General features: G+C 39.6%; 26 protein-coding genes, 1 tRNA gene and 1 riboswitch. Of the genes, 14 read left to right on the top strand and 13 right to left on the bottom strand.

What is annotated here, in order from left to right:
• Window positions 1-154 precede the first annotated feature (154 nt).
• The 3 genes from aroC to BM130_RS03800 all read left to right on the top strand — a co-directional run bounded on the left by aroC (window position 155) and on the right by BM130_RS03800 (window position 3,038).
• Window positions 155-1,231, top strand: a complete 1,077-nt coding sequence (gene aroC / locus BM130_RS03810) for a chorismate synthase (protein WP_074964265.1) — start codon at window positions 155-157, stop codon at window positions 1,229-1,231.
• Between the two features lie 110 nt (window positions 1,232-1,341).
• Window positions 1,342-2,772: a dicarboxylate/amino acid:cation symporter gene (locus tag BM130_RS03805; protein WP_010528289.1), complete on the top strand. Its 1,431-nt coding sequence runs from the start codon at window positions 1,342-1,344 to the stop codon at window positions 2,770-2,772.
• Window positions 2,773-2,964: 192 nt separating this feature from the next.
• A tRNA-Pro gene (locus tag BM130_RS03800) sits at window positions 2,965-3,038 on the top strand.
• 29 nt (window positions 3,039-3,067) lie between these two features.
• Here the strand turns inward: BM130_RS03800 and BM130_RS03795 are convergent.
• Window positions 3,068-3,835, bottom strand: coding sequence for a DUF4469 domain-containing protein (locus tag BM130_RS03795; protein WP_010528288.1), 768 nt, complete (start codon window positions 3,833-3,835; stop codon window positions 3,068-3,070).
• Between the two features lie 482 nt (window positions 3,836-4,317).
• Here BM130_RS03795 and BM130_RS03790 point away from each other — a divergent pair, with 482 nt between their 5' ends.
• The 3 genes from BM130_RS03790 (at window position 4,318) to BM130_RS03780 (ending at window position 7,593) form a co-directional block, all read left to right on the top strand.
• On the top strand, window positions 4,318-5,250 hold the full coding sequence (locus BM130_RS03790; protein ID WP_010528287.1) for a PhoH family protein: 933 nt from the start codon (window positions 4,318-4,320) through the stop codon (window positions 5,248-5,250).
• A gap of 13 nt (window positions 5,251-5,263) precedes the next feature.
• On the top strand, window positions 5,264-6,214 hold the full coding sequence (locus BM130_RS03785; RefSeq protein ID WP_010528286.1) for a phosphoribosylaminoimidazolesuccinocarboxamide synthase: 951 nt from the start codon (window positions 5,264-5,266) through the stop codon (window positions 6,212-6,214).
• 287 nt (window positions 6,215-6,501) lie between these two features.
• Window positions 6,502-7,593 carry an NUDIX domain-containing protein gene (locus tag BM130_RS03780; RefSeq protein WP_010528285.1) on the top strand — a complete coding sequence of 364 codons (1,092 nt, stop codon included), beginning with the start codon at window positions 6,502-6,504 and terminating at the stop codon, window positions 7,591-7,593.
• 79 nt (window positions 7,594-7,672) lie between these two features.
• On the opposite strand, the gene BM130_RS03775 is transcribed toward BM130_RS03780, so the two are convergent.
• Entirely contained in the window at window positions 7,673-8,377 is a 705-nt protein-coding gene (locus BM130_RS03775; protein WP_010528284.1) for an SAM-dependent methyltransferase, read from the bottom strand.
• A gap of 644 nt (window positions 8,378-9,021) precedes the next feature.
• On the opposite strand from BM130_RS03775, the gene pyrB reads away from it, so the two are divergent.
• On the top strand, window positions 9,022-9,930 hold the full coding sequence (pyrB, locus tag BM130_RS03765) for an aspartate carbamoyltransferase (RefSeq protein ID WP_010528282.1): 909 nt from the start codon (window positions 9,022-9,024) through the stop codon (window positions 9,928-9,930).
• Between the two features lie 49 nt (window positions 9,931-9,979).
• A complete protein-coding gene (pyrI, locus tag BM130_RS03760) occupies window positions 9,980-10,444 on the top strand; it encodes an aspartate carbamoyltransferase regulatory subunit (RefSeq protein ID WP_010528281.1) in 465 nt (154 codons plus the stop codon).
• 45 nt (window positions 10,445-10,489) lie between these two features.
• Here the strand turns inward: pyrI and BM130_RS03755 are convergent, their stop codons facing one another.
• From BM130_RS03755 to BM130_RS03725, 7 genes are all read right to left on the bottom strand, one after another.
• Window positions 10,490-11,176, bottom strand: coding sequence for a TenA family protein (locus BM130_RS03755; protein WP_010528280.1), 687 nt, complete (start codon window positions 11,174-11,176; stop codon window positions 10,490-10,492).
• Between the two features lie 87 nt (window positions 11,177-11,263).
• Window positions 11,264-12,073: a bifunctional hydroxymethylpyrimidine kinase/phosphomethylpyrimidine kinase gene (gene thiD / locus BM130_RS03750; protein WP_074964263.1), complete on the bottom strand. Its 810-nt coding sequence runs from the start codon at window positions 12,071-12,073 to the stop codon at window positions 11,264-11,266.
• 418 nt (window positions 12,074-12,491) lie between these two features.
• Window positions 12,492-13,133 carry a thiamine phosphate synthase gene (gene thiE, locus BM130_RS03745; protein ID WP_010528278.1) on the bottom strand — a complete coding sequence of 214 codons (642 nt, stop codon included), beginning with the start codon at window positions 13,131-13,133 and terminating at the stop codon, window positions 12,492-12,494.
• A complete protein-coding gene (gene thiM, locus BM130_RS03740) occupies window positions 13,130-13,924 on the bottom strand; it encodes a hydroxyethylthiazole kinase (RefSeq protein WP_010528277.1) in 795 nt (264 codons plus the stop codon). The genes thiE and thiM overlap by 4 nt, the downstream gene beginning before the upstream one ends.
• Window positions 13,925-14,011: 87 nt before the next feature.
• A riboswitch (TPP riboswitch) is annotated at window positions 14,012-14,109 on the bottom strand.
• 22 nt (window positions 14,110-14,131) lie between these two features.
• Window positions 14,132-16,084 (bottom strand): dipeptidyl-peptidase 3 family protein, encoded by a 1,953-nt coding sequence (locus tag BM130_RS03735; protein ID WP_010528276.1) that lies wholly within the window; start codon window positions 16,082-16,084, stop codon window positions 14,132-14,134.
• A 70-nt stretch (window positions 16,085-16,154) separates the two neighbouring features.
• Window positions 16,155-16,574, bottom strand: a complete 420-nt coding sequence (locus tag BM130_RS03730; protein ID WP_010528275.1) for an acyl-CoA thioesterase — start codon at window positions 16,572-16,574, stop codon at window positions 16,155-16,157.
• 324 nt (window positions 16,575-16,898) lie between these two features.
• Window positions 16,899-17,708, bottom strand: a complete 810-nt coding sequence (locus tag BM130_RS03725; protein WP_010528274.1) for an SDR family oxidoreductase — start codon at window positions 17,706-17,708, stop codon at window positions 16,899-16,901.
• A gap of 192 nt (window positions 17,709-17,900) precedes the next feature.
• Here BM130_RS03725 and BM130_RS15385 point away from each other — a divergent pair, with 192 nt between their 5' ends.
• Window positions 17,901-18,059, top strand: a complete 159-nt coding sequence (locus BM130_RS15385; RefSeq protein ID WP_010528273.1) for a hypothetical protein — start codon at window positions 17,901-17,903, stop codon at window positions 18,057-18,059.
• Window positions 18,060-18,252: 193 nt separating this feature from the next.
• Here BM130_RS15385 and BM130_RS15380 read toward each other — a convergent pair whose 3' ends face one another.
• A complete protein-coding gene (locus tag BM130_RS15380) occupies window positions 18,253-18,402 on the bottom strand; it encodes a hypothetical protein (protein ID WP_175560416.1) in 150 nt (49 codons plus the stop codon).
• A 650-nt stretch (window positions 18,403-19,052) separates the two neighbouring features.
• Between BM130_RS15380 and mce the strand changes: the two genes are divergently transcribed.
• From mce to BM130_RS03700, 5 genes are all read left to right on the top strand, one after another.
• Window positions 19,053-19,460 carry a methylmalonyl-CoA epimerase gene (mce, locus tag BM130_RS03720; RefSeq protein ID WP_010528272.1) on the top strand — a complete coding sequence of 136 codons (408 nt, stop codon included), beginning with the start codon at window positions 19,053-19,055 and terminating at the stop codon, window positions 19,458-19,460.
• 143 nt (window positions 19,461-19,603) lie between these two features.
• Window positions 19,604-21,163: an acyl-CoA carboxylase subunit beta gene (locus tag BM130_RS03715; RefSeq protein ID WP_010528271.1), complete on the top strand. Its 1,560-nt coding sequence runs from the start codon at window positions 19,604-19,606 to the stop codon at window positions 21,161-21,163.
• A 12-nt stretch (window positions 21,164-21,175) separates the two neighbouring features.
• Window positions 21,176-21,541, top strand: a complete 366-nt coding sequence (locus BM130_RS03710) for an OadG family protein (RefSeq protein WP_010528270.1) — start codon at window positions 21,176-21,178, stop codon at window positions 21,539-21,541.
• Window positions 21,542-21,747: 206 nt separating this feature from the next.
• Complete coding sequence (locus tag BM130_RS03705; protein ID WP_010528269.1) at window positions 21,748-22,173, top strand: biotin carboxyl carrier domain-containing protein; 426 nt, start codon at window positions 21,748-21,750, stop codon at window positions 22,171-22,173.
• Window positions 22,174-22,241: 68 nt separating this feature from the next.
• Window positions 22,242-23,495 (top strand): sodium ion-translocating decarboxylase subunit beta, encoded by a 1,254-nt coding sequence (locus tag BM130_RS03700; protein ID WP_010528268.1) that lies wholly within the window; start codon window positions 22,242-22,244, stop codon window positions 23,493-23,495.
• Between the two features lie 64 nt (window positions 23,496-23,559).
• On the opposite strand, the gene BM130_RS15805 is transcribed toward BM130_RS03700, so the two are convergent.
• The 3 genes from BM130_RS15805 to BM130_RS03685 form a co-directional block, all read right to left on the bottom strand.
• Window positions 23,560-23,790 (bottom strand): (2Fe-2S)-binding protein, encoded by a 231-nt coding sequence (locus BM130_RS15805; RefSeq protein ID WP_010528267.1) that lies wholly within the window; start codon window positions 23,788-23,790, stop codon window positions 23,560-23,562.
• Window positions 23,791-23,968: 178 nt separating this feature from the next.
• Entirely contained in the window at window positions 23,969-24,958 is a 990-nt protein-coding gene (locus BM130_RS03690; protein WP_010528266.1) for a DUF4340 domain-containing protein, read from the bottom strand.
• Window positions 24,951-26,459, bottom strand: a complete 1,509-nt coding sequence (locus BM130_RS03685) for a GldG family protein (protein ID WP_010528265.1) — start codon at window positions 26,457-26,459, stop codon at window positions 24,951-24,953. The genes BM130_RS03690 and BM130_RS03685 overlap by 8 nt, the downstream gene beginning before the upstream one ends.
• Window position 26,460: the final 1 nt, after the last annotated feature.

The following is a 26,460-nucleotide window of genomic DNA, read 5'->3' as shown; positions in this document are numbered from 1 at the left end:
ATATTTATCAAACCGGGAAAAAGAAAAAATTAACTTTGCAATACGAACTAAACTGAGATAGATCTTTATCCGGACACACTAATTTAAACACTACCTTTTTTTTTGCTCATGTTAGGGTGATGCTTTATTTTTACCTGCAACAAAATAAAAGTTTATGGCTGGTAATACATTTGGAACATTATTTAAGCTAACCTCTTTTGGTGAATCCCATGGAAAAGGGATTGGTGGAATAATTGAAGGGGTAACCCCCGGCTTGGAATTGGATGTTGACTTTATTCAAAATGAACTCAACCGAAGACGTCCGGGACAATCTAAAATTACTACACCACGCGATGAAAAAGACCAAGTGGAGTTTTTGTCCGGTGTGTTTGATGGTAAAGCAACTGGAACTCCTCTTGCCTTTATTGTATGGAATAAAGATCAGAAATCAGGGGATTACGATAATCTCAAAGAAATTTATCGACCTTCTCATGCTGATTATACTTATGATGTCAAATATGGCATACGCGATCACAGAGGAGGTGGTCGTGCCTCTGCCAGAGAAACTATTGCCAGAGTTGTAGCAGGAGCTATAGCAAAATTAATGCTTCGCCAAACGGGGCTCGATATTAAGGCCTTTGTTTCACAAGTCGGAGAAATTGGTTTGTCAAAAGAGCCTGATGACCTTACGATGATTGAAGCTACACCGGTTAGATGTCCTGATCCTGAAACCGCTCAAAAGATGATTGAATATATAGACAAAATAAGGCAGGAAAAAGATTCAGTAGGGGGCGTAGTGAGTTGTGTGATAAAAAATGTTCCTATTGGATTGGGGGATCCTGTATTTGATAAACTTCATGCTAAATTAGGGCAGGCAATGCTGTCAATTAATGCGGTTAAGGGTTTTGAATATGGCATGGGTTTTAAAGCTTCTTCAATGAAAGGCTCTCAACACAATGATGAGTTTTTCGTAAAAGATGGTCAGATTAAAGCCAAAACCAATCGTTCCGGAGGAATTCAGGGTGGAATTTCAAACGGTGAAGATATTTACTTTAACGTTGCTTTTAAACCGGTTGCAACCATTCTTAAAGAGCAACGAACCGTAGATAAACAAGGCAATGAAACCATTATGAAAGCTCGTGGTCGTCATGACCCATGCGTAGTGCCAAGAGCTGTCCCTATCGTTGAGGCCATGGCCGCAATGGTTATTGCGGATGCTTGGTTGTTAAATAAAACCTACCGGAACTCATAACAGATTTTTTTGCGCATTAATGGGTGTTGAATTGAGGCTAAATCCTTTTTTTTTAAAGGAGAAGGAAAACTATTTTTTGCAGTTAAATGTCAAAATACAAAAAGTAAAAAATGTTTAAACGCTTACCGTTGCATTGGAAAATTATTATTGGTCTTGTTTTGGGTATTGTGTGGGCTGTTTTAAGCAGTTTCTGGGGATGGACGCAGTTTACCGAACATTGGATTGCCCCGTGGGGACGAATTTTTATTAACCTTTTGAAACTTATTGCAGTTCCCTTGGTGTTGTTTTCTATAATGGGAGGAATTGTGAGCCTGGGTAATCCCAAGGACTTGGGAAGACTTGGTGGAAAGACCTTGTTGTTGTATCTGATTACAACCTCTATCGCCGTTACGGTAGGTTTATTGTTGGTTAATTTTGTTGCGCCAGGCAAAACACTCGACTCTAATGTGAGGTTGGAAAATCGACTGGGATATGAATTATGGCTTTTGAATCAGGGCCAAACGCCCAATGATGGTCGGTGGTTGTCTTCTGATTCAACTTATTCCGACCTTTTAAAGACTATTGCTTCCCGTCAAGGCCTTGAGGAATCAGAGGAAGTACGTACTCGTCTCGCCACCGCTCAAAAAGCTGAAACGGAAGGACCTTTAGTTTTTTTAGAAAATATGGTTCCGGGAAACCTGTTTGTAAGTCTGAGTGATAACCGGAATATGCTTCAGGTAATATTTTTTGGAATTTTCTTTGGAATCGCTATACTTTTTATCGATAATAAAAAAAGAGGGGTCTTAACAGGGGCTATTGATGCTATATCTGAAGTATTTCTGAAGATGGTTGACCTAATTATGAAGGCTGCTCCCTATTTTGTATTTGCTCTTATGGCGGGTATGGTGAATCAGATGGCAGGTGATAATCCTTCCCATGTGTTCGAATTGTTTAAGGGTCTCACATGGTATGTTTTGGTTGTTATCGCAGGGTTATTGATTATGGCTTTCGTTATTTATCCGGCTTTTATGGGGCTGTTTGTTAAAGGCCTTTCTTTTAAGGATTTTTTGAAAGGTATTAGTCCTGCTCAGATGTTGGCATTCACAACCAGCAGTAGTGCTGCCACCTTGCCTGTTACCATAGAATGTTTAGAAGAAAATTTGAAGGTCGATAAACGTATTTCAAGTTTTGTGTTGCCTATTGGGGCTACTGTTAATATGGATGGAACCAGTCTTTACCAGGCTGTTGCCGTGGTATTCCTGGCACAAATGCATATGGTGGACCTGAGTTTTGGACAACAATTAACTGTGGTTATAACTGCAGTTTTGGCCAGTATTGGTGCTGCTGCCATTCCGGGTGCAGGAGTTATTATGCTTATGGTAGTATTAAGTTCTGTTGGTCTAAATCCTGCCTGGATTGGAATAATTTTGCCGGTCGACCGTATTTTGGATATGCTTAGAACTGTAGTTAATGTTACCGGTGATGCCACGGTTTGTTCTCTGGTGGATAAAACAACAAATTTTGACCAACATTTTATAAAGCCGGATTCCATTTGTTCATAAGCTGATTCTATAATTTTGTTGGGTTGTGATTGTTCTGTTCTATTGCTTCTTTAAAAGGTGTTTTTGAATTATAAATATCTGATTGTTATATCCTTTGTAAATTGGCAGTTTGATTGTTGAAAAAATAAACAATAATATCCATGCTTTTTTACGAAAAAAGCATATTTTTGTGCCCGTATTCAAAAATAATTACGGGGTGTAGCGCAGGCCGGTAGCGCGCGTCGTTCGGGACGACGAGGTCGTGGGTTCGAATCCCGCCACCCCGACACTATTTTAATCTTGTATCTCTCAGCTTTTATACAATTTTAAAAGTGTAACTTTCTCCTAATCGTTCAATTGTGTCATCTGCATACCATCCAGACCTGATGTGTATTTTGTATGAATCAGTAGGTAAGTCTTTTGGGACAGAAAGGAGTAGTACATTGGTTGTATTAACTTCAAGAAAATCGGTTAGATCCAATTCTTTTCCATTGCTGTTTACCAAGAAAAATCCCTGATTTTTATTGGATAGTGGTCGAATTTTAAGATGTTTCCCTAATATTTTAACTTTCATACCCCTTTTAATTTCTTTAAGGGTGGGCATTTCATCTTCAACTTTTTTATAGTGATCCAGATTTTCTTGTGATAGTTCTGTGAATTTCGGCAAAGCATTAAAATCTACCATTTTTTTTATCCATGCCGGTTCCGGTTTATGTTTCCCTTCAACTTTAATGTGAGGTTTATCTTTTAGAAAAGTTTCCGGGTCATCAGGTACCACCTCTATTTCTATAGGTGTGTTACTTCGTTCAATTCTTATCAGTTCCGGATCTTGGTATTGAGATTCCTTTAAATGGGGAATTAAAGTAAATCCTGAGTTGGTTTTTACTGCGATGTTTTTCAAAAAAGTTTCATACAACGGGACTTGTATTAGCTCTACAATCTCTTTATATTTATCGAAGTTTTCGATGCCCCCCGGTGAGGCGCAGATAATATCTTCTATATCTACTATTTCATCTGCAAAATACTCTCTAATTATTTTATTTGGGTTTTTGGGGTCTTGTTTTTCGAAATAATAAAATGCCATAACTTTATGTATTTTAGTATTTCTAAAAACAACATAAAATTAATAAATTTTTGAAATGTAAATTCAAGAAGAAAACAATTTTTTTATAGCAAAGCAGTAATAAAAAACTTTTGAAATGACCTTGGCAGCCTTGCCTAAGAAAGGACAGGTATAAAAGTATATGGGCAGAAAAGCACAAAAATAGGGGGAGTTTCTATTGCTTAGCAATAGGCATTAGTTTAATTACGCAAAAATCTATGGACTAATAACTGACTACTAGCCACTTCTGACTAACTTCTAACTTTAAGTGCCATTTAGCCAATAACGTAAGTAAATTTAATACGAATGATAAATAGCAATAGTTAATTTTTACCCCAAGGTTTTCAAGCCTTTTTAAAGAATTCTAATTTAAAGTGATTAGCAATTCGGCATTGTTTCTCTGTTTTAATTCCTCAAAATGTTGTTAATTTGTAGGCAGTTTAGAGAAGTAGAGGTTGCATTATATGATCGAAAAACTTATTTATCTTGAATCAGTAGATTTAGTCGAATTTATGGGCGTTAAGAACGCCAAGCTTAACCTTATTAAAGCAGGCTTTCCTAAATTAAGGATTGTTGCCAGAGGTAATTGGCTAAAAGCAATGGGCGGAGCTGAGGAGGTGGCAGATTTCGAAACAAAAATTAATCAGTTAATTGAACACTACGAACGCTACAATGTGTTAACTGAAGATTCAATTCTTAATATCTTGTCCGGGAAAGAGGTGACGCAACCGGAAAACTCTGATGATATTATTCTTTTTGGTGTCAACGGGAAGCCTATTAAAGCCCGGACCGAAAATCAGCGGAAACTTGTTAAAGCTTTTGAGAATAACGATTTGATGTTTGCCGTAGGACCGGCCGGCTCCGGGAAAACATATACAGCTATTGCTTTGGCTGTACGTGCTTTAAAGAACAGGATGGTTCGCCGAATTATCCTGAGTCGACCGGCTGTAGAAGCAGGCGAAAAACTGGGGTTCCTGCCGGGTGATATGAAAGAAAAGATTGACCCTTATCTTCAGCCTTTGTATGATGCCCTTCAGGATATGATTCCTGCCGTTAAATTGAAAGAATATTTGGAAAATGGCACCATACAAATAGCACCTCTGGCTTATATGAGGGGGCGAACACTGAACGATGCTTTCGTAATTTTAGATGAAGCGCAAAATACGACAACCAATCAGCTTAAGATGTTCCTTACCCGTATGGGAACAAGTGCAAAATTTGTGGTGACAGGTGACGTAACTCAAATTGACCTGCCCAACCCGTTAACTTCCGGTTTGGTGCAAGCGATGCGTATTTTAAAAGGCATTAAGGGTATCGAACGCATCAATTTTACCGTTAAAGATATTGTTCGTCACCGGTTAGTACAGGATATTGTGGAAGCTTACGAAAAAGAATAAATAATTTATCTCTATGCAAAACGCTATTGTAGAAACCAACTTTACTTTTCCTCGTCAAAAAAGTGTTTATAAAGGGAAAGTACGCGACGTTTATAACATTGATGACAAATATTTGGTCATGGTCGTTTCCGACCGCATTTCAGCCTTCGATGTGGTTCTTCCCAAGGGTATTCCGTATAAAGGGCAAGTATTAAACCAAATTGCTTCCAAATTTCTGGATGCAACAGCAGATATTGTTCCCAACTGGAAAATTGCTACCCCCGACCCGATGGTAACTGTTGGTCATTACTGTGAGCCCTTCAAAGTTGAAATGGTAATTCGGGGTTATCTCACCGGACATGCCTGGCGCGAATATAAAGCCGGTAAACGGGAGCTTTGTGGTAATCCTCTGCCCGAAGGGATGGTGGAAAACCAAAAATTTGAAGAGCCCATCATTACGCCTACCACGAAAGCCGATATCGGCCATGATGAAGATATTTCAAGAGATGAAATACTTAAATCAGGATTGGTCAGTGAAGAAGATTATATCCTTCTCGAAAAATATACCAAAGAGCTTTTTAAGAGAGGGTCTGAGATGGCGGCCGAAAAAGGATTAATTTTGGTCGATACAAAATATGAATTCGGGAAAAAAGATGGGAAAATCTATCTTATTGATGAAATTCATACCCCCGATTCATCACGCTATTTTTATGCTGACGGTTATGAAGAGCGTTTGAGAAAAGGTGAGGCCCAGCGTCAGCTTTCTAAAGAGTTTGTCCGGCAATGGCTCATTGAAAATGGTTTTCAAGGAAAGGAAGGTCAGCAAGTTCCGGATATGACTGATGATTATATTGCACAGGTTTCCGACAGATATATCGAACTATACGAAACCATTACTGGTGAAACCTTCCGGAAAACACAAGCCGGTGATGTTGCTGCTCGTATCGAAGCCAATGTTTCTTCTTATTTAAATAATATTTTATAATGACAATAGCAATTGTAATGGCTTCCTGATAAGATAAATGCAATTTTTTAATATGAAACGAGCATGACAATGAGATATTTTCACAAAAGAGAATGTATATAACTCTTTGTCATGCGAGTTCCATCCGACCAATGATTTAAGTAAATTTTATACGGATGAAACGGGCATGCAGGAACACTTACCACAAAATGGATTATTTGTTCCGGGTCATGCAAGTTTCATTTTACCAATCTTTATAATAATCTGTAAAAGTTATTTCTTATCATTTTTTTTATTAAATCTTGGTTTTGAATAGTTCTTCAAAAAATAAATGGGCACTTGCCGGAAAGTTAATACCCGGAATGTTGCCCTTGTTACTTTTTGTGGTGGTGGAATTGGTTTGGGGCACCACCGCAGGACTTGTTGCTGCATTAATTCTTGGGGTAGTGCAGCTATGCTGGTATTGGTTCCGGGAACGAAGAGTGGATAAATTTATCCTGGCCGATATTGGTTTTATGATAATCCTTGGCGGATTGGCTATTCTTTTCAGTAATGCCTTTCTGTTTAAGTTAAAACCGGTATTTATTGGCGCTGCATTATTGCTGCTTATCGGATATTCGGCCTTTTCCGACCATAATCTTGTGATGATGATGAGTCGAAGGTATTTGAAAGGCTTTGTGGCCGGTCCGCTCGAGTCATGGATGATGCAGCAAATGTTGAAGCTCTTTTTCTGGTTGTTGGCATTGCATACCTTGCTCACGTTAGCCGCCGCTTTGTGGATGTCACATGGCTGGTGGGCTGCCATAAGTGGTCCGGGATTCTATGTTGTATTCGCCTTGGTGATTGCAGTTTCCTGGATTGTGAATCGGCAACGGCGAAAAAACTGGAGTAGGGAAGAATGGGTCCCCATTGTTGATGAAGAAGGGAAAGTGGAAGGAGTAGCCCCTCGTAGCATGGTGCATAATGGTAAAACATTTTGGCTTCATCCGGTAGTCCATCTTCAAGTTATTACCCCAAAAGGATTGTGGTTGCAAAAAAGGGCTTCAAATAAATTGATTCAACCGGGTAAATGGGATTCTGCTGTCGGAGGCCATGTCCTCAAAGGCGAGGATATCCGTCAGGCACTCAAAAGAGAAGCTTATGAAGAGATAGGCCTCGATATTCAACAAGTATCCTTCATCGGGCGATATATCTGGCGTAGTGAGGTGGAAAAAGAATTAGTCTTTGTTTTTGCAATCCAACATAATGGAGCTCTTCATCCTAATCCTGATGAATTGGAAGGCGGAAAAGTCTGGTCTTTTCAGGATTTGGAGACCAATTTGGGCACAGGGATTTTTACCCCCAACTTTGAGGAGGAATATCACAGATTTGGTAAAGTTTTAAAGGAAATAAGTGCTTAGTTTTTTACAAAAGTATGTTAACGGTGAAGGATGTGTCGGATAATTTGAAAGTTTTATTAGTATTCAATTGCCTCAAGATTTATCCCTGAATAAGAAAAATTGTTGGCTTTTTATGTAAATCCGGGACTTGATTTTTCCAGGAAGAGACAGGACGGGTAACAATAAATTCATCCGGCAGGGTAAGATTACAAGCAATACATAATAAGGTCCGGGGATGACAACTGTCTAATATATTCTTTACCAGGGTATTGTTCCGATATGGTGCTTCTATAAAAATCTGGGTTTGCTTTTCTTTTATGCTTCTGGATTCTAAATGTTTAATGCTTTTTATGCGCTCATGTTTTTCAATGGGCAGATAACCATTAAAAGCAAAATTTTGACCATTCATCCCCGATGCCATTAGTGCAAGCAGGATAGAGGAGGGGCCGGTCATTGGTACTACCTTAATTCCTTTGTGATGAGCAATTTTAACAATGTCTGCACCGGGGTCTGCAATGCCCGGACAGCCGGCTTCGGAAATAATACCTATATCATGACCTTCTTCAATTGGCTTTAAAAAGGTTGAATATTCCCGGGGATTGGTATGTTTATCAAGAATAAAAAAGGTAGAACTATCAATATCCATTTTAGGGTCAAGTAATCTGAGATAGCGACGGGCTGTCCGGATATTTTCTACAATGAAATAACGCAGTCTGGCTGCCAGGGTTGCTACTTCATGTGGAATGGTAAGCCCGTAATTTGAATTTCCTAAATGGGTGGGTATTAAATAAAGCCGGCCTTTCATGTTTCTTAAATTTGGACAAAAATAGCGATTTTGACTTGCCCGGAAAACTTTATAATACCCATATTTTATTCAATAATGAAACGAGCATGGCGACTTTTGCCACAAATTAAGGCTGAAGTGCACAGGCAGAAGCAGAAGAAGACATTAGTCATTAGTCCTTTAGTGCTTAGTGGTTAGTGTTAATGGACTAACTACTAATCACTAATCACTAACAACTAACCACTAATGACTAACCACTAATGACCGCATTTAAGAATCAATATATCAATGATGTAGGTAAAATTTATACCGATTAAAATTAAACTTTGAGTGGAAATGAATGATTCAAAGCCAAATACGATTCAAATTTGTTAAATGATAGGGTAATTTTCCTTAATCAATTGCAATAAAAACTTTACGTTATAGAAAAAAAGATGTAATTTTGGTTTTTGATATGTTTAGGCATCAAACAACAGAGGTAATAGAAAATAAACGATTCATCAGAGAAAAACGAAGGGGTAATTTTTCTTATTTCCCAACTTTTTCTCTTTTCAATGATATTTCTATTTATAAACCTGGCTTTTTAAAAGCCGGGTTTTTTTGTGCCCTTATAAAACTTTTATACCGTATTTCTTGGTCAATTATAAAATAATCCCATGCATAAAATGAAAAACAGGAGTTTAGTTTCAATCAATGATTTCAGTCGCGAGGAAATGCTTCATGTGTTGGATGTGGCTGAAGAGTTTGAGCACAATCCCAACCAAAGGCTGCTCGAGGGGAAAGTGGTAGGCAGTCTTTTTTTCGAACCCTCAACCCGAACACGCTTAAGTTTTGAAACCGCCATAAATCGTTTAGGCGGAAGGGTGGTCGGTTTCTCGGATTCAGCGTCCTCTTCTACCACCAAAGGTGAAAGTTTAAAAGACACTATTCAGATGGTTAGCCGGTATGCCGACTTGATAGTCATGCGACATCCGTTGGAAGGAAGTGCCAGGTATGCTTCGGAACAATCTCTGGTCCCTGTTATTAATGCCGGTGACGGTGCCAATCAACATCCAACGCAAACTATGCTCGACCTTTATTCTATACGAAAAACACAAGGAACTCTCGACAATTTAAATATTTTCCTGGTGGGCGACCTTAAATATGGTCGTACCGTACACTCTCTTTTAATGGCCATGTCACACTTTAATCCCACCTTTCATTTTGTTTCGCCCGAAGAATTGCGAATGCCCAGGGAATATAAGCTTTTCCTTGAAGAACATGGGATTCCGTATTATGAACACGGAGAATTAACAGATATTATTGATGATGCCGATATTATTTACATGACCCGCGTACAAAAAGAGCGTTTTTCCGACCCTATGGAGTACGAAAGAGTAAAAAATGCATATGTTCTTAAAAAAGATATGCTTGAAAATACCAAAGAAAATATGCGTGTCTTACACCCGTTGCCTCGCGTTAACGAAATACATCCCGATGTGGATTCCAGTCCGAAAGCTTACTATTTTGACCAGGCCAGAAACGGAGTTTTTGCCCGTATGGCCCTTATAGCTGTGGTTATGGGTTACCGTTAATTTTATTGATTGTACAACTAAAAATAGTTATCAGAATAAAGCAGTAATTATGGTACATGGTAAAGAACTAAAAGTGAGTGCCATTGAAAACGGCACCGTTATCGATCATATTCCGACCGACAGTTTGTTTAAAGTCATTAAGATTTTGTCTCTCGATAAAACCACCAAACAAGTAACTTTTGGTGCTAACCTCGACAGCAAAAAGCTGGGACGTAAAGCTATAATCAAAATTTCTGAAGTGTTCTTCGAAGACAATGAAATAAACAAAATCTCACTTGTGGCACCTCATGCCCGGCTTAATGTTATTAAAAATTATCAAGTGGTAGAGAAGCGGGATGTAACAATCCCTGATACCATTGTGGGCATTGTAAAATGCTTCAACCCCAAATGTATTACAAACAACGAAATGGTTACAACCCGATTTAATGTCATTAACAAGAAAGAAGTGGCCTTGAGGTGTCATTACTGTGAGAAAATTACTACTCAGGATGAGTTGATGTTTGTAAATTCATAAAAACAGGTTATGCTTTTCCATGAACATTAGTCAATAGATTGCTTTTTATCTATTGGCTAATGCTTCAGAGAAGAATTCTATTTCGTACTGAACGCTTCTTCTGAATGCATTTTGCATCATTTCTTTTATCTTTTCATTGGATTCTTGCATAATGTTTTCTACTATACCAACGAATTGCACTACGTAATTACGGTACTTCTCATCAGCATAAGTGTCAATCCATAATTGATAGGGATTGTTTTTTACCGCCCTTGACCTGATACGAATTCCGGCCTCATGATAAACCCAAAAGCAGGGGAGTAAAGCTGCGACGGCCGATTCATACAAGCCAGATTGACACTCTTCGACAAGGAAAGTGGTGTACTGATGGCAGGCTTTCGACATTTTTTGAGGACGTTCAACCCCAAAATGAGGGAATAATATACTATGGAGCAGACGCTCTATTTCCAATCCATCTTTGGCCATTTGCGTAAAAAAGAAACGGTCTTCAGATTTCTTGGCTCTTTGGGCTACCATCGAAAAAGCCAAAGCATCCTTTTCTATATAAAGCATGTCTTGCCCCACGTAGTGACGGAAACTGTTTATGGGAAGTGACCCTTCGGAGAGCCCATTCCCAAAAGGATGGTCGAAGATTCGTTCTATGATGTCGATACAATGCGTCCATAATTTGGCTGTATGTTGCCCGGCAGGGTTAACACTCAAAAATTGGACGTTTTGATTGTTCGCAGGCATAAAATTGTATAATTCTGCAATTGTTTTTACACTATAATGTTAATTATTCCCCCAATTGGCGGCGATTTGTGGCCGCATCGAAGGTCTTTACTTCCACCACCTGAAAAAGTGATGAACCGGACCGTGTCCCTTACCTGTCTGGTAATCTTTTCCTGCTTTAATGGCCTGGTCGATATAATCTTTGCCATTAGCAACCGCTGTTTGCAGTGTTTCGCCTCGGGCCAGAAAGGCAGCAATGGACGAAGAAAGGGTGCATCCGGTTCCATGTGTGTTCAGTGTCTTGATGCGTTGTGAGGGTAATTTAACAATTTCATCTTTTTCTGCATCATATAAAACATCAATTAGATTTTCATCGCTCAAATGTCCTGCTTTTAGCAATACCGAAACCGATTGGTTAAATGAAAGCTCGCGGGCTGCTTCAGGCATTTCTGATTGTGAGGTTATTTTCTTTCCCAATAAAATGGATGCTTCCGGAATATTAGGTGTTATTATTGTGGCCAAAGGTAAAAGCTCGCTTTTTAAAGCTTCAATTGCTTCGTCCTGCAAAAGTTTATCGCCCGATGTAGCAACCATGACAGGGTCAACAACCAGGTTTTTGATTTCATATTGCTTAACCTTTCGTGCCACCAGACTGATTACCCCGGCGGAATGAAGCATGCCCACTTTTACGGCGTCTGCACCGATGTCTGTAATCACTGCGTCGATTTGTTTCTCTATGTTCGACGACTCTACCGGAAAGATGTCCGATACCCCTTGTGTGTTTTGAGCAGTTATTGCTGTAATGACACTCATGCCATAACATCCGCAAGCCGAAAATGTCTTTAAATCAGCTTGTATACCGGCACCGCCGCCACTGTCGCTGCCGGCTATCGTCAATGCAGTATTATGTTTTTTCATTCGTATAAATTTTACTTACTTCGTTGATACATTGCTTCTTATAAGTAGTCGTTAGTGGTTAGTCGTTAGTCATTAGTTATTTTATACTAACAACTTGTTAACTAATGACTAATCACTTCTTCTGCCTTCTGCCTGTGCACTTCTGCCTTTGTCTTTTATACATGTCCTTTTGCGGCAAAAGTTGCCATGCTCGTTTCATTCGTATAAATTTTACTTACTTCATTGATATATTGTTTCTTAAAAGTAGTCATTAGTGGTTAGTCGTTAGTCACTAGTCCATTAACACTAATGACTGTTGATTAATGACTAATCACTAACGACTAATGACTTCTTCTGCCTTCTTTCTGTCCACTTCAGCCTTCTGTGGTCAATGTAGTCATTAACTCAATATTATTATTCCGAAACACACGGCCATAATTTATCTTTTTTTAATCATATCAATACGTTCCAATAAATCTCTGGCTGATGCTTCGGGATCACTGGCCGAACATATGGCTGATACCACAGAAATACCATCTACCCCTGTTGCCATAACATCTTTAACATTCTCTATGTTGATTCCACCGATTGCCACGGCCGGATGTCGCGATTGAGAGGCTATTTCTCTGGTGCCCGGGATGCCCAAGCCTTTTTCCAATTCTTTCTTGGTGGGGGTAGTAAATACCGGACTAATGCCTATATAATCGATGTCGGCACTGTTGGCTTCTTCCAGTTGTTCGATTGATTCTATGGAAAGCCCGATTATTTTCTCCGGGCCCAGAATCTTTCTGGCCATCTGCCAGGGCATATCGCTTTGTCCCAGATGAACACCATCGGCATCTGTGGCCAGGGCTATGTCCACCCGGTCGTTTACTATTAAGGGTGTATTGTATGGTTGCAATATTTTTTTTACATCCATTACTTCCTGCAGGAAGCGGCGGGTAGTTGCTTTTTTTTCCCGTAGCTGAACCATTGTAACGCCACCCTTCAAAGCCTTTTCAACGACATCGGTTAATGGGCGCCCCAGTGCCAGATCTCTGTCGGTTACCAGATAGAGACGCAGGTCAAATTTTGCTCTCATAGTTTTAAATTTTGATTTATGTCATCCTGATTCAGGGTATAGAGGGCATCTAAAAAGTGCATTTGAAATGAACCGGGACCCTTTGCTGCCGATGCTGCTTTTTCGCCTGCTACGGCCATAATTGCCATTGCGGCTGCAGCCCCTGTCAGGGCATCATTGCTCACTGCGGCAAAAGCCCCTGTTAAAGCCGATGCCGTACAACCCATCCCTGTTACTTTGGGCATAAGCGGTATATGGTTACGAATGCAGATGACCTGAGTACCATCGGTGATGTAATCCGTTTTCCCACTGATGCTAATTACGGCTTGGGTTTCACGGGCAAGTGTTTTTGCCATTTGAAGAGCTTCATCGGATGATTCGGTACTGTCGACTCCTTTGGTTCGTATATCACTACTGATGAGCGCCATTATTTCCGAAGCATTTCCGCGAATAACCGTGGGATGGCATTCCCGAATCAATTGGTGACACGTTTCCGTGCGAAAAGTTGTGGCACCAGCACCTACCGGATCCAGGACTATCGGAATTTTACGTTTCCGGGCTGTTTTGCCTGCTATAAGCATGCCTTCAACCCACTGACGGCTAAGGGTTCCAATGTTTAATACTAAGGCAGAAGCAATACCGGCCATGGCCTCCATCTCTTCAGGTGCATGTGCCATTACCGGACTTGCACCTGCCGAAAGTAATGCATTGGCGGTATTGTTCATGACAACAAAGTTGGTGATGTTGTGAACCAATGGTGATTGGGCTCTTACCTGCTGTAACAATTCTCCTACAAGCTGCGGTGTAATCATTTTATTCGATTTTTGGTTAAACAAAAAAAGCTGTCTTGCACAGGGCAAAACAGCTTTAAATGATATACTATGTTTTAGTAAAGTATGTCACTCAAACTACTGTTTCCCTACGCTGTTATTATACATGTCAGGTTCAAGGGTATGTTCTCAGCCCCGTTTATTTCGGAGCACCCCTAACAGTGTTTCGTTACAAATGTAATAATTTTTTTATAGCCAAGAATGTTCCTTCGAATATCTCATCATCTGTTCGGCATATCCTTCGGTATAATCGGGAACGATATCGATAATTTTACCGTCGTCATCGGTTACTGGGCGAAGAACAGGGTTTACAAATCCACTGTATGGAGCCAGGTTTAATTTTTGATAGCGTTCCAACACTTCCTGATGTAGTTCTTTATTGACCTTTACGCCGTAAGTTTCTACCAAATGATTGGCGGTGTGGTAATCGCCTTCCGACTTTACGCGCTGAATCTCTGCCAATAACTTGGCAAACAGATTGCGCAGGGCGATATAATCATTGATGACAAAAAAGGTTTTACCGTCTTTGTTTTTTCTCTCTATCACTTTATCTTTTTGTCCTTTTTCGAAGCACCAGGCAGCAATCAGTTGTCGGTTGCGCATATGTGGCTCTTCGATATCTTCTCCGAGCCTGATGCGCGTCAGCTGTGTCATCAATCCGTTCCGGATATATGTATCATATTCAGCTTTATAGGCCTCTTCATCAGGAAGCAGGTTAAGTTCCACCAGCTTCTTATCTGCTATGTAGTAAAGCGCAAACAGGTCGGCACGTGCTTCTTCTATAACGGCGCCATAAGCCTTTAATTCATTGCCGGTGATGCCTTCCAGCAACTGGCCCGAGCCATGACCAAGACACTCATGAAGATCGGTATGAAGATTGCCTGTCAGAAAGCCGTAACCATAATACCTGTCAATCTCTTCCTGAGAAAAACAAAACTCTTCCAAAAATCCTGTTCCCTTGGATGCCTGATCGTAAGCATAGGTGATATTTTCGATGGTGACCGATTTGGATCCATATTCTTTTCGAATCCAATCGGCATTGGGGAGATTAATACCAATGGGAGTATGAGGATAACAGTCGCCGCCCAGCATGGCCACATTTATCACTTTTGCGCTTACCCCTCGCACTTTTTCCTTCTTGAACCGGGGATCGACGGGCGAATGATCTTCGAACCATTGCGCATTAGCACTTATAATTTCAGTTCGGCGGGTAGCTTCCTTATTTTTGAAGTTTACCACACTTTCCCAACTACCTTTCAGCCCCAGAGGATCACCATAAGTCTCTATAAACCCGTTGATGAAATCAACCGCTGAATCCTGATCGGCCAACCAGGCAATATTGTATTCGTTAAAAACCTTCAGGTCGCCCGTCTTGTAAAAATCTATGAGTAACCTGATAACCTTTTTATGCCGGTCATTTTCGGCTACTGTCATAGCTTTGTCAAGCCATTCCACGATTTTTTCTATGGCAGTGGAATACATTTCGCCTATCTTCCATACCTTTTCTTTTATTTGACCATCTTCTTTTATCAATTGGGTATTCAATCCATGCGATAAAAGATTATCCTTATTTTTTCGGTCAGCATAAAAGGCTTCCGCTTCCTGTTGTGTAACGCCACTGTAATAGTTGTTAGCCGACGAAGTAATTAAATCGGCATCTTTATCCTGGTTAACTCTTTTGTTATCCACATTAGGGTCAAACAAAACAGGACGTAGGGTAGCCAATAAATCTTCAACCGTTTCACCTTCTTTCAATGGAAGCTTGTCAGAAGGGATGCTTTTGACAACATGTTCAAAAAAATTTTCACCAAATCCCGGCTCTATTTTTATGGTAGAATAGTGGTGATGTATACCGTTTGAAAACCATACTCTTTTAAGGAATACTTCCAGTGCTTTAAAATCATCTGTGTTGCGATCCCCCTGATAATGTTCGTAGATGGCTTCCAGCGTTCGCCGAATGGTGAGGTTGTGTTTATAGTTCTGATCAAACAGAATATCTCTGCCTTCAATGGCGGCCTGTGATAAATAATAGATTAGCTTTTTCTGTTGCAGGGATAACTCTTCAAATCCTGTTACCGGATACCGAAGAATCCGAAGGTCGGCAAACTGTTCTACTACATATTGAAAATTATCTGTTTTCATGGTATAATTCTAATTGTGATGCGGTTATTAAAATTGGTTTGCATCAGTCAAAATAGTGAGCAGTCGTAAATTATTTTCCTAATGCATCAAAGAAAGGGGCAATTTTATCGGCCAGAAATGCGGGGATGCGTGTAGGACGTCGGGTGTGAGCATCCAAAAAGGCCAGTACCGTTTCGCCCTTTACCAATAATTGACCCGACTGATTATAAATGTTGTACTTAAAGCGAATTCGTGCTGTAGGAAAATCCTCTACATAGGTTTCAATAGTTAATTCATCATCGTATCGTGCCGAGCGTAAATATTTTACATGTAGTTCCGAAAGGGGAAGCATTATCCCCTGTTTCTCAATTTCGCTGTAGGGGAGGCCCAGATGACGGAACATTTCGGTACGTCCCACTTCAAAGTAGGCTGAATAAACCGCATTGTTGACAATTCCCATCTGGTCGGTTTCTCCGTATCTAACTCTTAGCTTGGTTGTATGTTTGAGCATTATATTGTCTCTGTTACAAATTATTGATATTACGATATAATTTTTAGTATTCAATCACAGTTGGCTTTCCTTACTTCAGGATTGGCAAAACAAATTGCCTCCAATAACTATGGCTTAGGGGATTAATTTTCTTTTATTTAGAAAAAATAATTACCTCCTTGATTGAACTGAATTTATTGTTGATTTTTACTTATTTACACATGCCATTGTAACACTGATAACTAAATGACTAATGACTATTCACTAATTTCCCTTCTGCCTGTGTACTTCTGCCTCTGTATTATTATACATGGTTTTGTCGTGACCTTCTGGTTCATGCTCCTTTCATTTAAACGGCGAGTTTGGTTCTTTGGCCATATGATAATACGAAAGTTTCTCAATCAACGAAGGCCACCACTTGCTGAGGAATACCGTCAGTTTTCCTTCCACGAAGGTCAGAATAAGCGTTCTTTTTCGTTTCAATATGGCTTTGGCCAGATGACGGGCTACCTCTTCGGCACTCATCATTTTGTCTTCGGCACGCGGCGTTTCCCCCTGTTTTGCCCCGTGAGCTGTAAGAGCCGACTTACGAACATTGGTACTTGTGAATCCGGGCGCAGCAATGAGCACATGGAGCCCTTTCTTCAGATTCTCGGTTCTGAGGGTTTGCAAAAAGCCGTGCATAGCAAATTTGGATGCCGAGTAACCGGTACGGCCGGGCAGACCAATAAAGCCTGCAATAGAAGAAATACCTACCACCGAACCTTTGGCAGATAGCAGATAGGGTAGCGCATATTTGGTGCAATATACTGTTCCCCAAAAGTTAACATCCATCAACTGTTTCAAAACGCTTAAATCAACTTCTTCAAAAAGCGCTCGCATCGATATCCCTGCATTGTTGATAAGAATATCGATTTTTCCATACCTTTCAACGGTTTGTTGAATCAGGTTTTTGCAGTCTTCTTCGCGACTCACATCGGTGGGTATCACCAATACTTCATTCCCCTGAGCCGTTAATGTTTCTTCTATGGCTTTTAGTTTATCGGCGCTGCGAGCCGCTAAGGATAATTTGGCACCTCTTTTTGCAAATTCATAGGCACATGCCTTTCCAATCCCTGAAGAGGCCCCGGTAATGATTATTACTTTGTCTTTCATCGGTTTTGAAAATTGATATGCAAAAATGATGTTTTTTGCCGAAACAAGGAAACTACTTTGCTGTTTTGTGTCACTTAATTCCTCTATTGTCTTCTATATTTCAAGAATGTTGTTTTGTAAAATAGTGAATTATAGAAGGATAAAGATTGGTAATGTAAAGTCTTAAGAAGCGTTAACTTCCTGCAGTTATTTATGAAAGATATTGTTCATATCGAGGCTGTAATAGATATTGTTTCTTTCGGCAATTACCGTCTTAAGATAAAGGTGAGAACAGACCGGGAAAACCGTGACATTGTGGTTAGTCGCGACCGGATAAAATCTTTTAAAGAATGGCTGGAGAAAGTGGGTTAGGACAAGAATATTTTGATATTTCAACGCATTTTTCTAAAATCACGACCTTCTTAACTTTTTACCGGAATAAAGTTTGTCTAAGTTATTGGCCGGATGGAATCTAAAATTAGTTTTTAGTGGCTGGTTCATAAGTCAATTGGTGCAGTCATTACTAATAACTTTTCAATATTCACAATAAGCTTCTTCTTCCTTATTAATACCCACGATAAAGGGAAACACTTTCCCACGGTAAAGGGAAACGCTTTCCCACGGTAAAGGGAAACGCTTTCCCACGATAAAGGGAAACACTTTCCCACGATAAAGGGAAACGCTTTCCAACGGGTGAGAGAATCTTTATTTTCACGGTAAAAAAGGTGATATATAAGTTTTTGATGTAAAAAATATTTTTTGTCTGCTAATGGGGCATTTGTAAGAAGGAAAACTAAAGGATAATCTTTTGCATAATGAGGAGTTTGTAAAATAACAACCGATTCATCCGTATAAATATTATTTAGGTTATTGGTTGGATGGAACTCGCATGGCTTAATAAAATTTATACATGGTCTTTTGTGACAAAAGCCGCCATGCTCGTTTCATTTGTCTCGCAAAACGTGGAAAGAGTCCCTCTACAATGCATTAATGATATTAATTGCGAACAAAGAACCAGCAGACTCATTGTTTGGATACTATTTACCCGTAACTCATATTTTTACTTCAATCGGGTTTACAACCTATGAAAAAGGATGGAATTGGTTGTGAAAAATTCCAACACCTGCTGTAAAACACCCTATTTTTCTTGTTTAAATTGTAGCAATAAAGTTTTAATTCTGCTACTTTTGCGGAAAAATTTCTTTAAAATCATTTTTGGAGGGAGAAAAGGGGTTCTATATACTCCAAAATTAGGAGGGAGATGAATTTACCTTTTTATAAAACAGGTATGCAGCCATTAATCGTGAGATATGATTTTCGGTAATGAAGCTTGTAAAATAATTTTCAAATAAAATTACAGTTGATATGAAACCAACACATATTGAACACATTGGAATCGCTGTTAAAAGTCTAGACGAAGCCATTCCGTTTTATGAAAAAGTTTTCGGATTAAAATGTTATGCTATTGAAGAGGTTGCTGACCAAAAAGTAAAGACAGCCTTTTTTAAAGTTGGAGACACCAAAATAGAATTACTTGAGTCTACCGACAGTGAAGGTCCTATTGGCAAGTTTATTGAAAAGAAAGGTGAAGGAATTCATCATATGGCCTTTGCCGTTGAAGGGTTGGAGGACTGTTTAAAAGATGCAGAAGCACAGGGAGTTCGTCTTATAGACAAGCAACCAAGAAAAGGTGCTGAAGGGTTGAATATCGGTTTTTTGCATCCAAAATCAACCTTCGGCGTTTTAACTGAATTATGTGAGGCGCCTAAATAAATTTTATTAAAAGGAAACGGGCATGGCAGGAAGATTTCCATTAATTTAAAACATCTATAAACTTAAGCCATGCGAATTCCTTTGGGCCTTTTACTAATATATTTTTTACGAATGAGATTGTTGTATTAACAAAATTTTCAAATATGGCGAATCAGGATAAAATTAAACGTCTTATTGAATTGCGAAACCAGGCGCGCCTCGGTGGGGGTGAAAAACGTATTGAAGCACAGCATAGCAAAGGCAAATTTACCGCCAGGGAAAGAATTGAAATGCTCCTTGATGATGGAAGTTTTGAGGAGTTCGACATGTTTGTTACTCATCGATGCACCAATTTCGGGATGGATAAGAAAAAAATCCTTGGTGATGGTGTAGTAACAGGTCATGGAACCATCGATGGCAGGGTGGTTTATGTCTTTGCTCAGGATTTTACCGTTTTTGGCGGTTCTTTGTCTGAAACCTTTGCACAAAAGATTTGTAAAGTGATGGACATGGCCATGAAGGTGGGTGCCCCTGTGATTGGTATTAACGATAGTGGTGGTGCCCGTATTCAGGAAGGTGTGACTTCCTTGGCCGGATATGCCGAAATATTTGAGCGTAACATATTAGCATCGGGAGTTATTCCTCAAATATCAGCCATATTTGGACCATGTGCCGGTGGCGCAGTTTATTCACCTGCGTTGACCGATTTTATTATGATGACGCAGCAAACCAGTTACATGTTTGTTACCGGACCTAAAGTAGTAAAAACGGTTACCGGCGAAGATATCTCAGTAGAAGACTTGGGTGGAGCTCATGTTCATTCTTCAAAATCGGGCGTGTCTCACTTCGAGCTGGAAAACGAAGAAGAAGGTATTATGCTGATTCGCAAACTTCTGTCATATCTTCCACAAAATAACCTTGAAGAGCCCCCATTGGTTGAATGCCATGACCCCATCGACCGTGTAGAAGATAGTCTAAATTCTATTATCCCCGACAACCCCAACCAACCGTACGATATGAAAGAGGTTATTTATTCTATCGTCGATGATGGGGAATTTCTGGAAGTTCACCGTAATTATGCCAAGAATATCATTGTAGGTTTTTGTCGAATGGGAGGAGCCTCTGTTGGTGTAGTAGCCAATCAGCCCAACTTTTTGGCCGGAGTATTAGACTGCGATGCTTCTCGTAAAGCTGCCCGTTTTGTACGTTTCTGCGATGCCTTTAATATTCCCATTTTAACGTTGGTTGATGTTCCCGGATTTTTGCCTGGTAGTGGGCAAGAATATGCCGGTATTATTACCCATGGTGCTAAATTGATGTTTGCCTATGGTGAAGCTACGGTTCCCAAGGTGACCATTACACTTCGTAAATCTTATGGTGGGGCTCACGATGTTATGAGTTGTAAACAGTTACGAGGTGACCTTAACTATGCCTGGCCGACGGCTGAAATTGCCGTTATGGGTGCCTCCGGAGCCATCGAAGTTCTGGAAGGACGGAAACTGAGAGAAATTGAAGACCCGGAAGAAAGGAAAAAGTTTATTGCTCAAAAAGAACAAGAATATAATGAAGCTTTTGCCAATCCTTATCAAGCGGCTTCATATGGTTATATTGACGATGTTATTGAGCCAAGAAATACCCGTTTCAGAATTATTCGTGGATTCCAAAGTCTGCAAACCAAAAAACTGACTAATCCACCTAAAAAACACAGTAATATTCCACTATAAACCGATATGTTTATGATTCATTTTTTAGATGTAGTTAATTGGTCCCGAATATGGGTGATTACCATTGTTGGCTATTCAGTGGTTTTTACTGCCCTGGTGCTCTTAATTTTTGTTTTCCGGTTGATGCCTAAATTGCTAAATCTGCATTTGAAGCGTAGGTTGAAAAAAGAAGGGAAAATTGTTGAGGCTGATGCGGGAGAAGAGCAATATATAGCCGGTGAAGTTAATGCTGCTATTGCTTTGGCTTTGTCGCTTTATTTTAATGAAATGCATGATGAAGAAAGCAATATCATTACTATAAAACGGGTAGAAAGACGCTATTCGCCCTGGAGTTCAAAAATTTATAATCTTAACAATATTCTACCACCAAGAAGATAACGAAAATGAAGTGAACATGGTCAATGAGTTAGTTGCATAATTGGTCATTTAAATTTTGGAAATGAAGATAACATGGCCAAAAATGTTTGTCACTGCAAGAGCTTAATAAACTTTAGGTCATACCATTTCCATTAGATTAATGGATGCTAAATTAATTCATTGATTCATGTTTATTGGGGATAAACTTAGACTTATTTATTAGACCTATGAAAAAATTTGATTTTTCGATAAACGGGAACAAATATCACGTTAACGTCAAGGAAATAGAGGATAATGTTGCGACCGTTGAAGTAAATGGTACTTCCTATACCGTTGAAATAGAACAGGAAGTTAAAAAGGTTAAAACACCTAAGCTGGTTCGTCAGGAAGTAAAACCCAAACCAGGAGAAGGACACATTGTTAAAAAGCCATCAACAGGTGGGTCTCAGGTTCTCGCACCTTTGCCGGGAAGTATCTTCAAAGTCCTGGTTAAAGAGGGGGATGTTGTCAAAAAAGGTGATACTCTCCTCATTATGGAAGCCATGAAGATGGAAAATAATGTGATGGCCGACAAAGACGGAAAAGTGAAGGAGATTAAAGTAAAAGTAGGCGACGCCGTTCTCCAAAGTGATGTACTGATGGTACTTGAATAACATCAATTATTTTTCAGATTGTCGAATTACGAAGCATTTTTAGCTTCTTCCAAATAAAAATATGTAAAGTGAGAAAATTTGTAACAGTATTTACCGTACTCGGGCTGTTGTTTATGGTTTCGGTATTATCCGGTGGTAATGTTTCTGCACAGGATGTAACGCCCGACCATGTGGATAGCAGCAGTGCTCTGGTTAAAGGCCTGCATACTTTTTGGCAATATACAGGTTTTTCCAATGTTACTTCCGGAAACCTGATAATGATAGTCGTGGGATTGTTCTTTATCTTTTTGGCTATTCGATTTAATTATGAACCTCTTCTTTTAGTGCCTATCGGAACTGGTATTTTGTTGGGAAATATTCCTTTTGTGGAAGGCTTTCAAATAGGTATTTATGAAGAAGGCTCTGTGCTTAACTATCTCTATTTTGGTGTGCTGAAAGGGATATATCCGCCATTGATATTTCTGGGGATAGGGGCGATGACGGATTTTTCATCGCTGATATCAAATCCCCGGTTGATGCTTTTGGGAGCAGCTGCTCAGCTGGGAGTTTTCGGTACCTTTGTGGGTGCAATGGCAATGGGTTTTGAAATTCATGAAGCAGGTGCTATTTCAATTATTGGTGGTGCCGATGGACCTACAGCTATCTTTTCATCTTCCAAATTAGCACCTCATTTGATTGGTAGTATTGCCATTGCAGCTTATTCATACATGGCACTGGTACCGGTTATTCAACCGCCTATTATTCGGTTGATGACCACCAAAAAAGAACGGCTTATTAAGATGAAACCACCCAGGGCTGTTTCTAAAACTGAAAAAATTCTGTTCCCTCTTATTGGTTTATTATTGACCTTATTTATTTCACCAACTGCACTGCCGTTATTAGGTATGTTGTTTTTTGGTAACCTGATGAAAGAGTGTGGCGTAACAGAACGATTGGCCGAAACAGCACGAACTAAATTAATTGATATTATTACAATTCTGTTAGGGCTCACCGTTGGAGCTTCTACTCAGGCCAGTGTATTTCTTACAAGCCAATCTATCAAAATATTTGTTCTTGGTGCAGCATCATTCATTATTGCTACCGCCGGCGGATTGTTATTTGCCAAAATAATGAACTTGTTCCTGCGTAAAGAAAACAAAATTAATCCAATGATTGGCGCTGCAGGAGTTTCGGCAGTTCCCGATAGTGCACGGGTGGTTCAACACGAGGGTCTCAAAAACGATCCTTCAAATCACCTTTTAATGCATGCCATGGCACCTAATGTTTCCGGTGTTATTGGTTCGGCCGTAGCTGCCGGTATGATGCTGAGCTTCCTTATGTAAGGTTGTTTTACAATTTTAGTAATTGGTTGATTGTGGCAAGAGGCTTCCCGAACGGGCAGCCTCTTTATTTATAATATTGGAATGGTATCGTTAATTGTTGCGGCTTCTTCCTGTCAAATAGTAATTTTTTTATTTCTTCAACTTTAGCTGTTAATTCTCTTCGACAGCGTCCACACGTTGTACCTGCCGAAGAAAGATGCATTATTTCTTCAATTTCGGCATGGGGGTATTGTTGCAGGATTTTTTCTATGTCACCATACGTGACTCTATTGCAAATGCATATAAGTTGCTTCATGAACTTAGGCTGTTATTCTCTATAGAAGTGTCATTAAAATCGATCCGGATATAAGAAAACAAAGATAAGAAATGAACCATCGGGAATATTAAAACAAAAAATAAAAAACTCTGTGGAAAGTATAAATAAACTAATTAAACTTTCCACAGAGTATTCTGCTGTTTGCCGGATTTATAAATTATTCTTCCTTTAAAAATTTGCTTTTTGAAACAAAGATTTTATTGAACAAGTAATGACTTTTGTCGAGAGCCAAATTATCGGGATACTGACTTGACATAATTAAAGTCGAATCTTCATCAAATTGCGCTTCAATCGTTGTGGCAACACCATTCTCGCCTTTTATGGTGACTTTATGAGAAACCTTTTCCGGTTTTTCTCCGGCAAAGCTGCTAACTCTCAGGTTCCTGATGCCATTTATGTAATTGGCCACCGAAGCCGAATCAGCTGCCTGAGAACCAATATTCCATTGTTCCCCTTGTTTGCGTAGTATAAATGAACTATCTCCTGGAAAAGAGAAGGAAAATTCTACAGGCTCAATCAGTGCTTTGCTCATAGAGAAAAAGGTTCGGTCACGATAGCGTTCTGTTTCAGTCCCTACCGATGAAGCTAAAAATCCCTCTACAGCATATACCTCGGTTTCATCGGCATTCCTGACGTATGTACTCATGGTGCCGGGATTTTGCCGCATATAAGGGTTTTGTTGCATCATCTGAGCGGCCATGGGTGATTGCGTATAAGTAAAACGACCTATAATTAGGTCAGCTAATACGTCATCATCCTCAAAAAAAGAAACTCTTACACCCAACGAGTCGGTCACATCAAATTGTTGCCAACGCTCTTTGTTTTGAGTGGCAATCCTGAGGGGTGACAATTGACTCATTTCCCGCAATAGATTTCTTACTGTATTTGAATCGGCTGCAAATTCTTTATTTGAATTTTGCTCTGTTACTACCCAATTTTTATTGTTCTTTTTAAAGAGTATAATATCGGGTTTATCTTTTCCTTTGGGCGATATTACTATTTTATTACATTGTTCGGTTTCAAAAGAAGTAATGAAATCCGGCATGTTGCCCGTTCCTTTTGGGGCAGTAATAATTTGTATTGCATAAATTACGACCAATACCCCGAAGATTGTTGAAAGGGTTTTAATGTTCATTTTTCTAAGCATAACTCTCCTCCCTTCTTTTATTTCTGAGATTAATACTATGCTGATATCTGACAAATCCGATAATGATGATCAGCAGAAGAGGTAATCCGAAATTAAGTGTTTTTAACCAAGCTTGTTTGCTCTCTTTAATTTGGTCAAGCGGTCGATGTTTAATGGTCTTGGTGCGTAATTGCATCAAACCGGTATCATCGCTTAAATAATCAACTGCATTGACAAAAAATGAAATATTATCCGGTTGTAGTTGTCTGGCCTCTTGTCCGGACCCATTTATTACAAAATCACCATCCGAGAAGACAATGATCTTCCCGTAGGATGTATCATTTATTTTTTCTGTCAACGCAGCTACAGGTATGGCATTACGAGTAAAGTCGGACTCGCTCCATTCTTTTTGGAAATTAAAGAATGTTGGCGCTTGTTGGGCATCTGATTTACTACTTGTAAAGGCTAACGGAACAAAATTAAAGGTAGAATCCGATGTTGATTCCAGAGAGCTGGCAAACTGCAACATAACTGCGCTTAATCCTTTACCTACGGGATGATCAGCAAATTCGGAAATGACCGGCAAATAGGGAAATGATACCGGCGTATTGATTATAAATGGCCCTTGTTGCTGGCGTATGGTAACACTACCGCAATTAGCATCAATGAGAAAATCCGGGTTGATTTTAACACCATGTTTTTCGAGCCAGTCAGCTATCCCTGTATAAAGGTTACGTCCCATACCGGTGTTAAAATCAGCTTCTACCTTGTTGATGGCTAATACCAAATTACCACCATTACGAATATATGACTCCACTTTTTCAAGGTGGGCGTCAGGAATACTATCGGTGGGGCGCACCCATAATAGGGCTTGATATTTATCCAGATCTATCGAGTCTTCGAGGGTTGTACTTTCTGGTGCGTATAGAACCTGCAATTCGGAGACTATCTCATTTATTTCATCCATATCGGGCTCCCCATGTCCCGTGATAATCCCAACAGGGGGTTTTTCGGGTATGGTCATTTTTTTGATGGCCATGGTGAGGGCATATTCCATTTGTGCGCCGGGTTCAAGAAACGGTAATACTTCAACGGCTTCACCATAATTAATTACGGCCCCCATATAAGCTCTTTTTTGTACGGCCTGGTTTTTTTCGCGAGACGAAATTACCAAGGGTTGAATCCCGTTCTGTTGCGCTTCTCTTTCCAATTCATCACTCTCGTTCGGATTTATAAACGAGTATACTACTTTATTGTCGGAACGGGTGGCATACTCCTCCAAAAGATTTTTAAAATCCTGTCGCATCCTGTCAAATTGTGGTTGTAAATCTTCTGAGAAATAAGCCGTTACCGTTACCGGATCTTGTAAGTCATTTAAAATATCCAGGGTACTTTGACTGAGGGTATAACGTTGATCCTCTGTAAAATCAAGTCTTATATATAAGTTGTCACTGATCAGGTTTATTAAAATCACAATACCCGTTACCAGTAATAATATGTATTTGAGTTTTGCTTTTGTCATA

Origin of the sequence: Thermophagus xiamenensis (assembly GCF_900112795.1) — a bacterium.
Classification (GTDB): Bacteria; Bacteroidota; Bacteroidia; order Bacteroidales; family Marinilabiliaceae; genus Thermophagus; species Thermophagus xiamenensis.
This window is presented reverse-complemented; position numbering and strand designations above follow the sequence as displayed.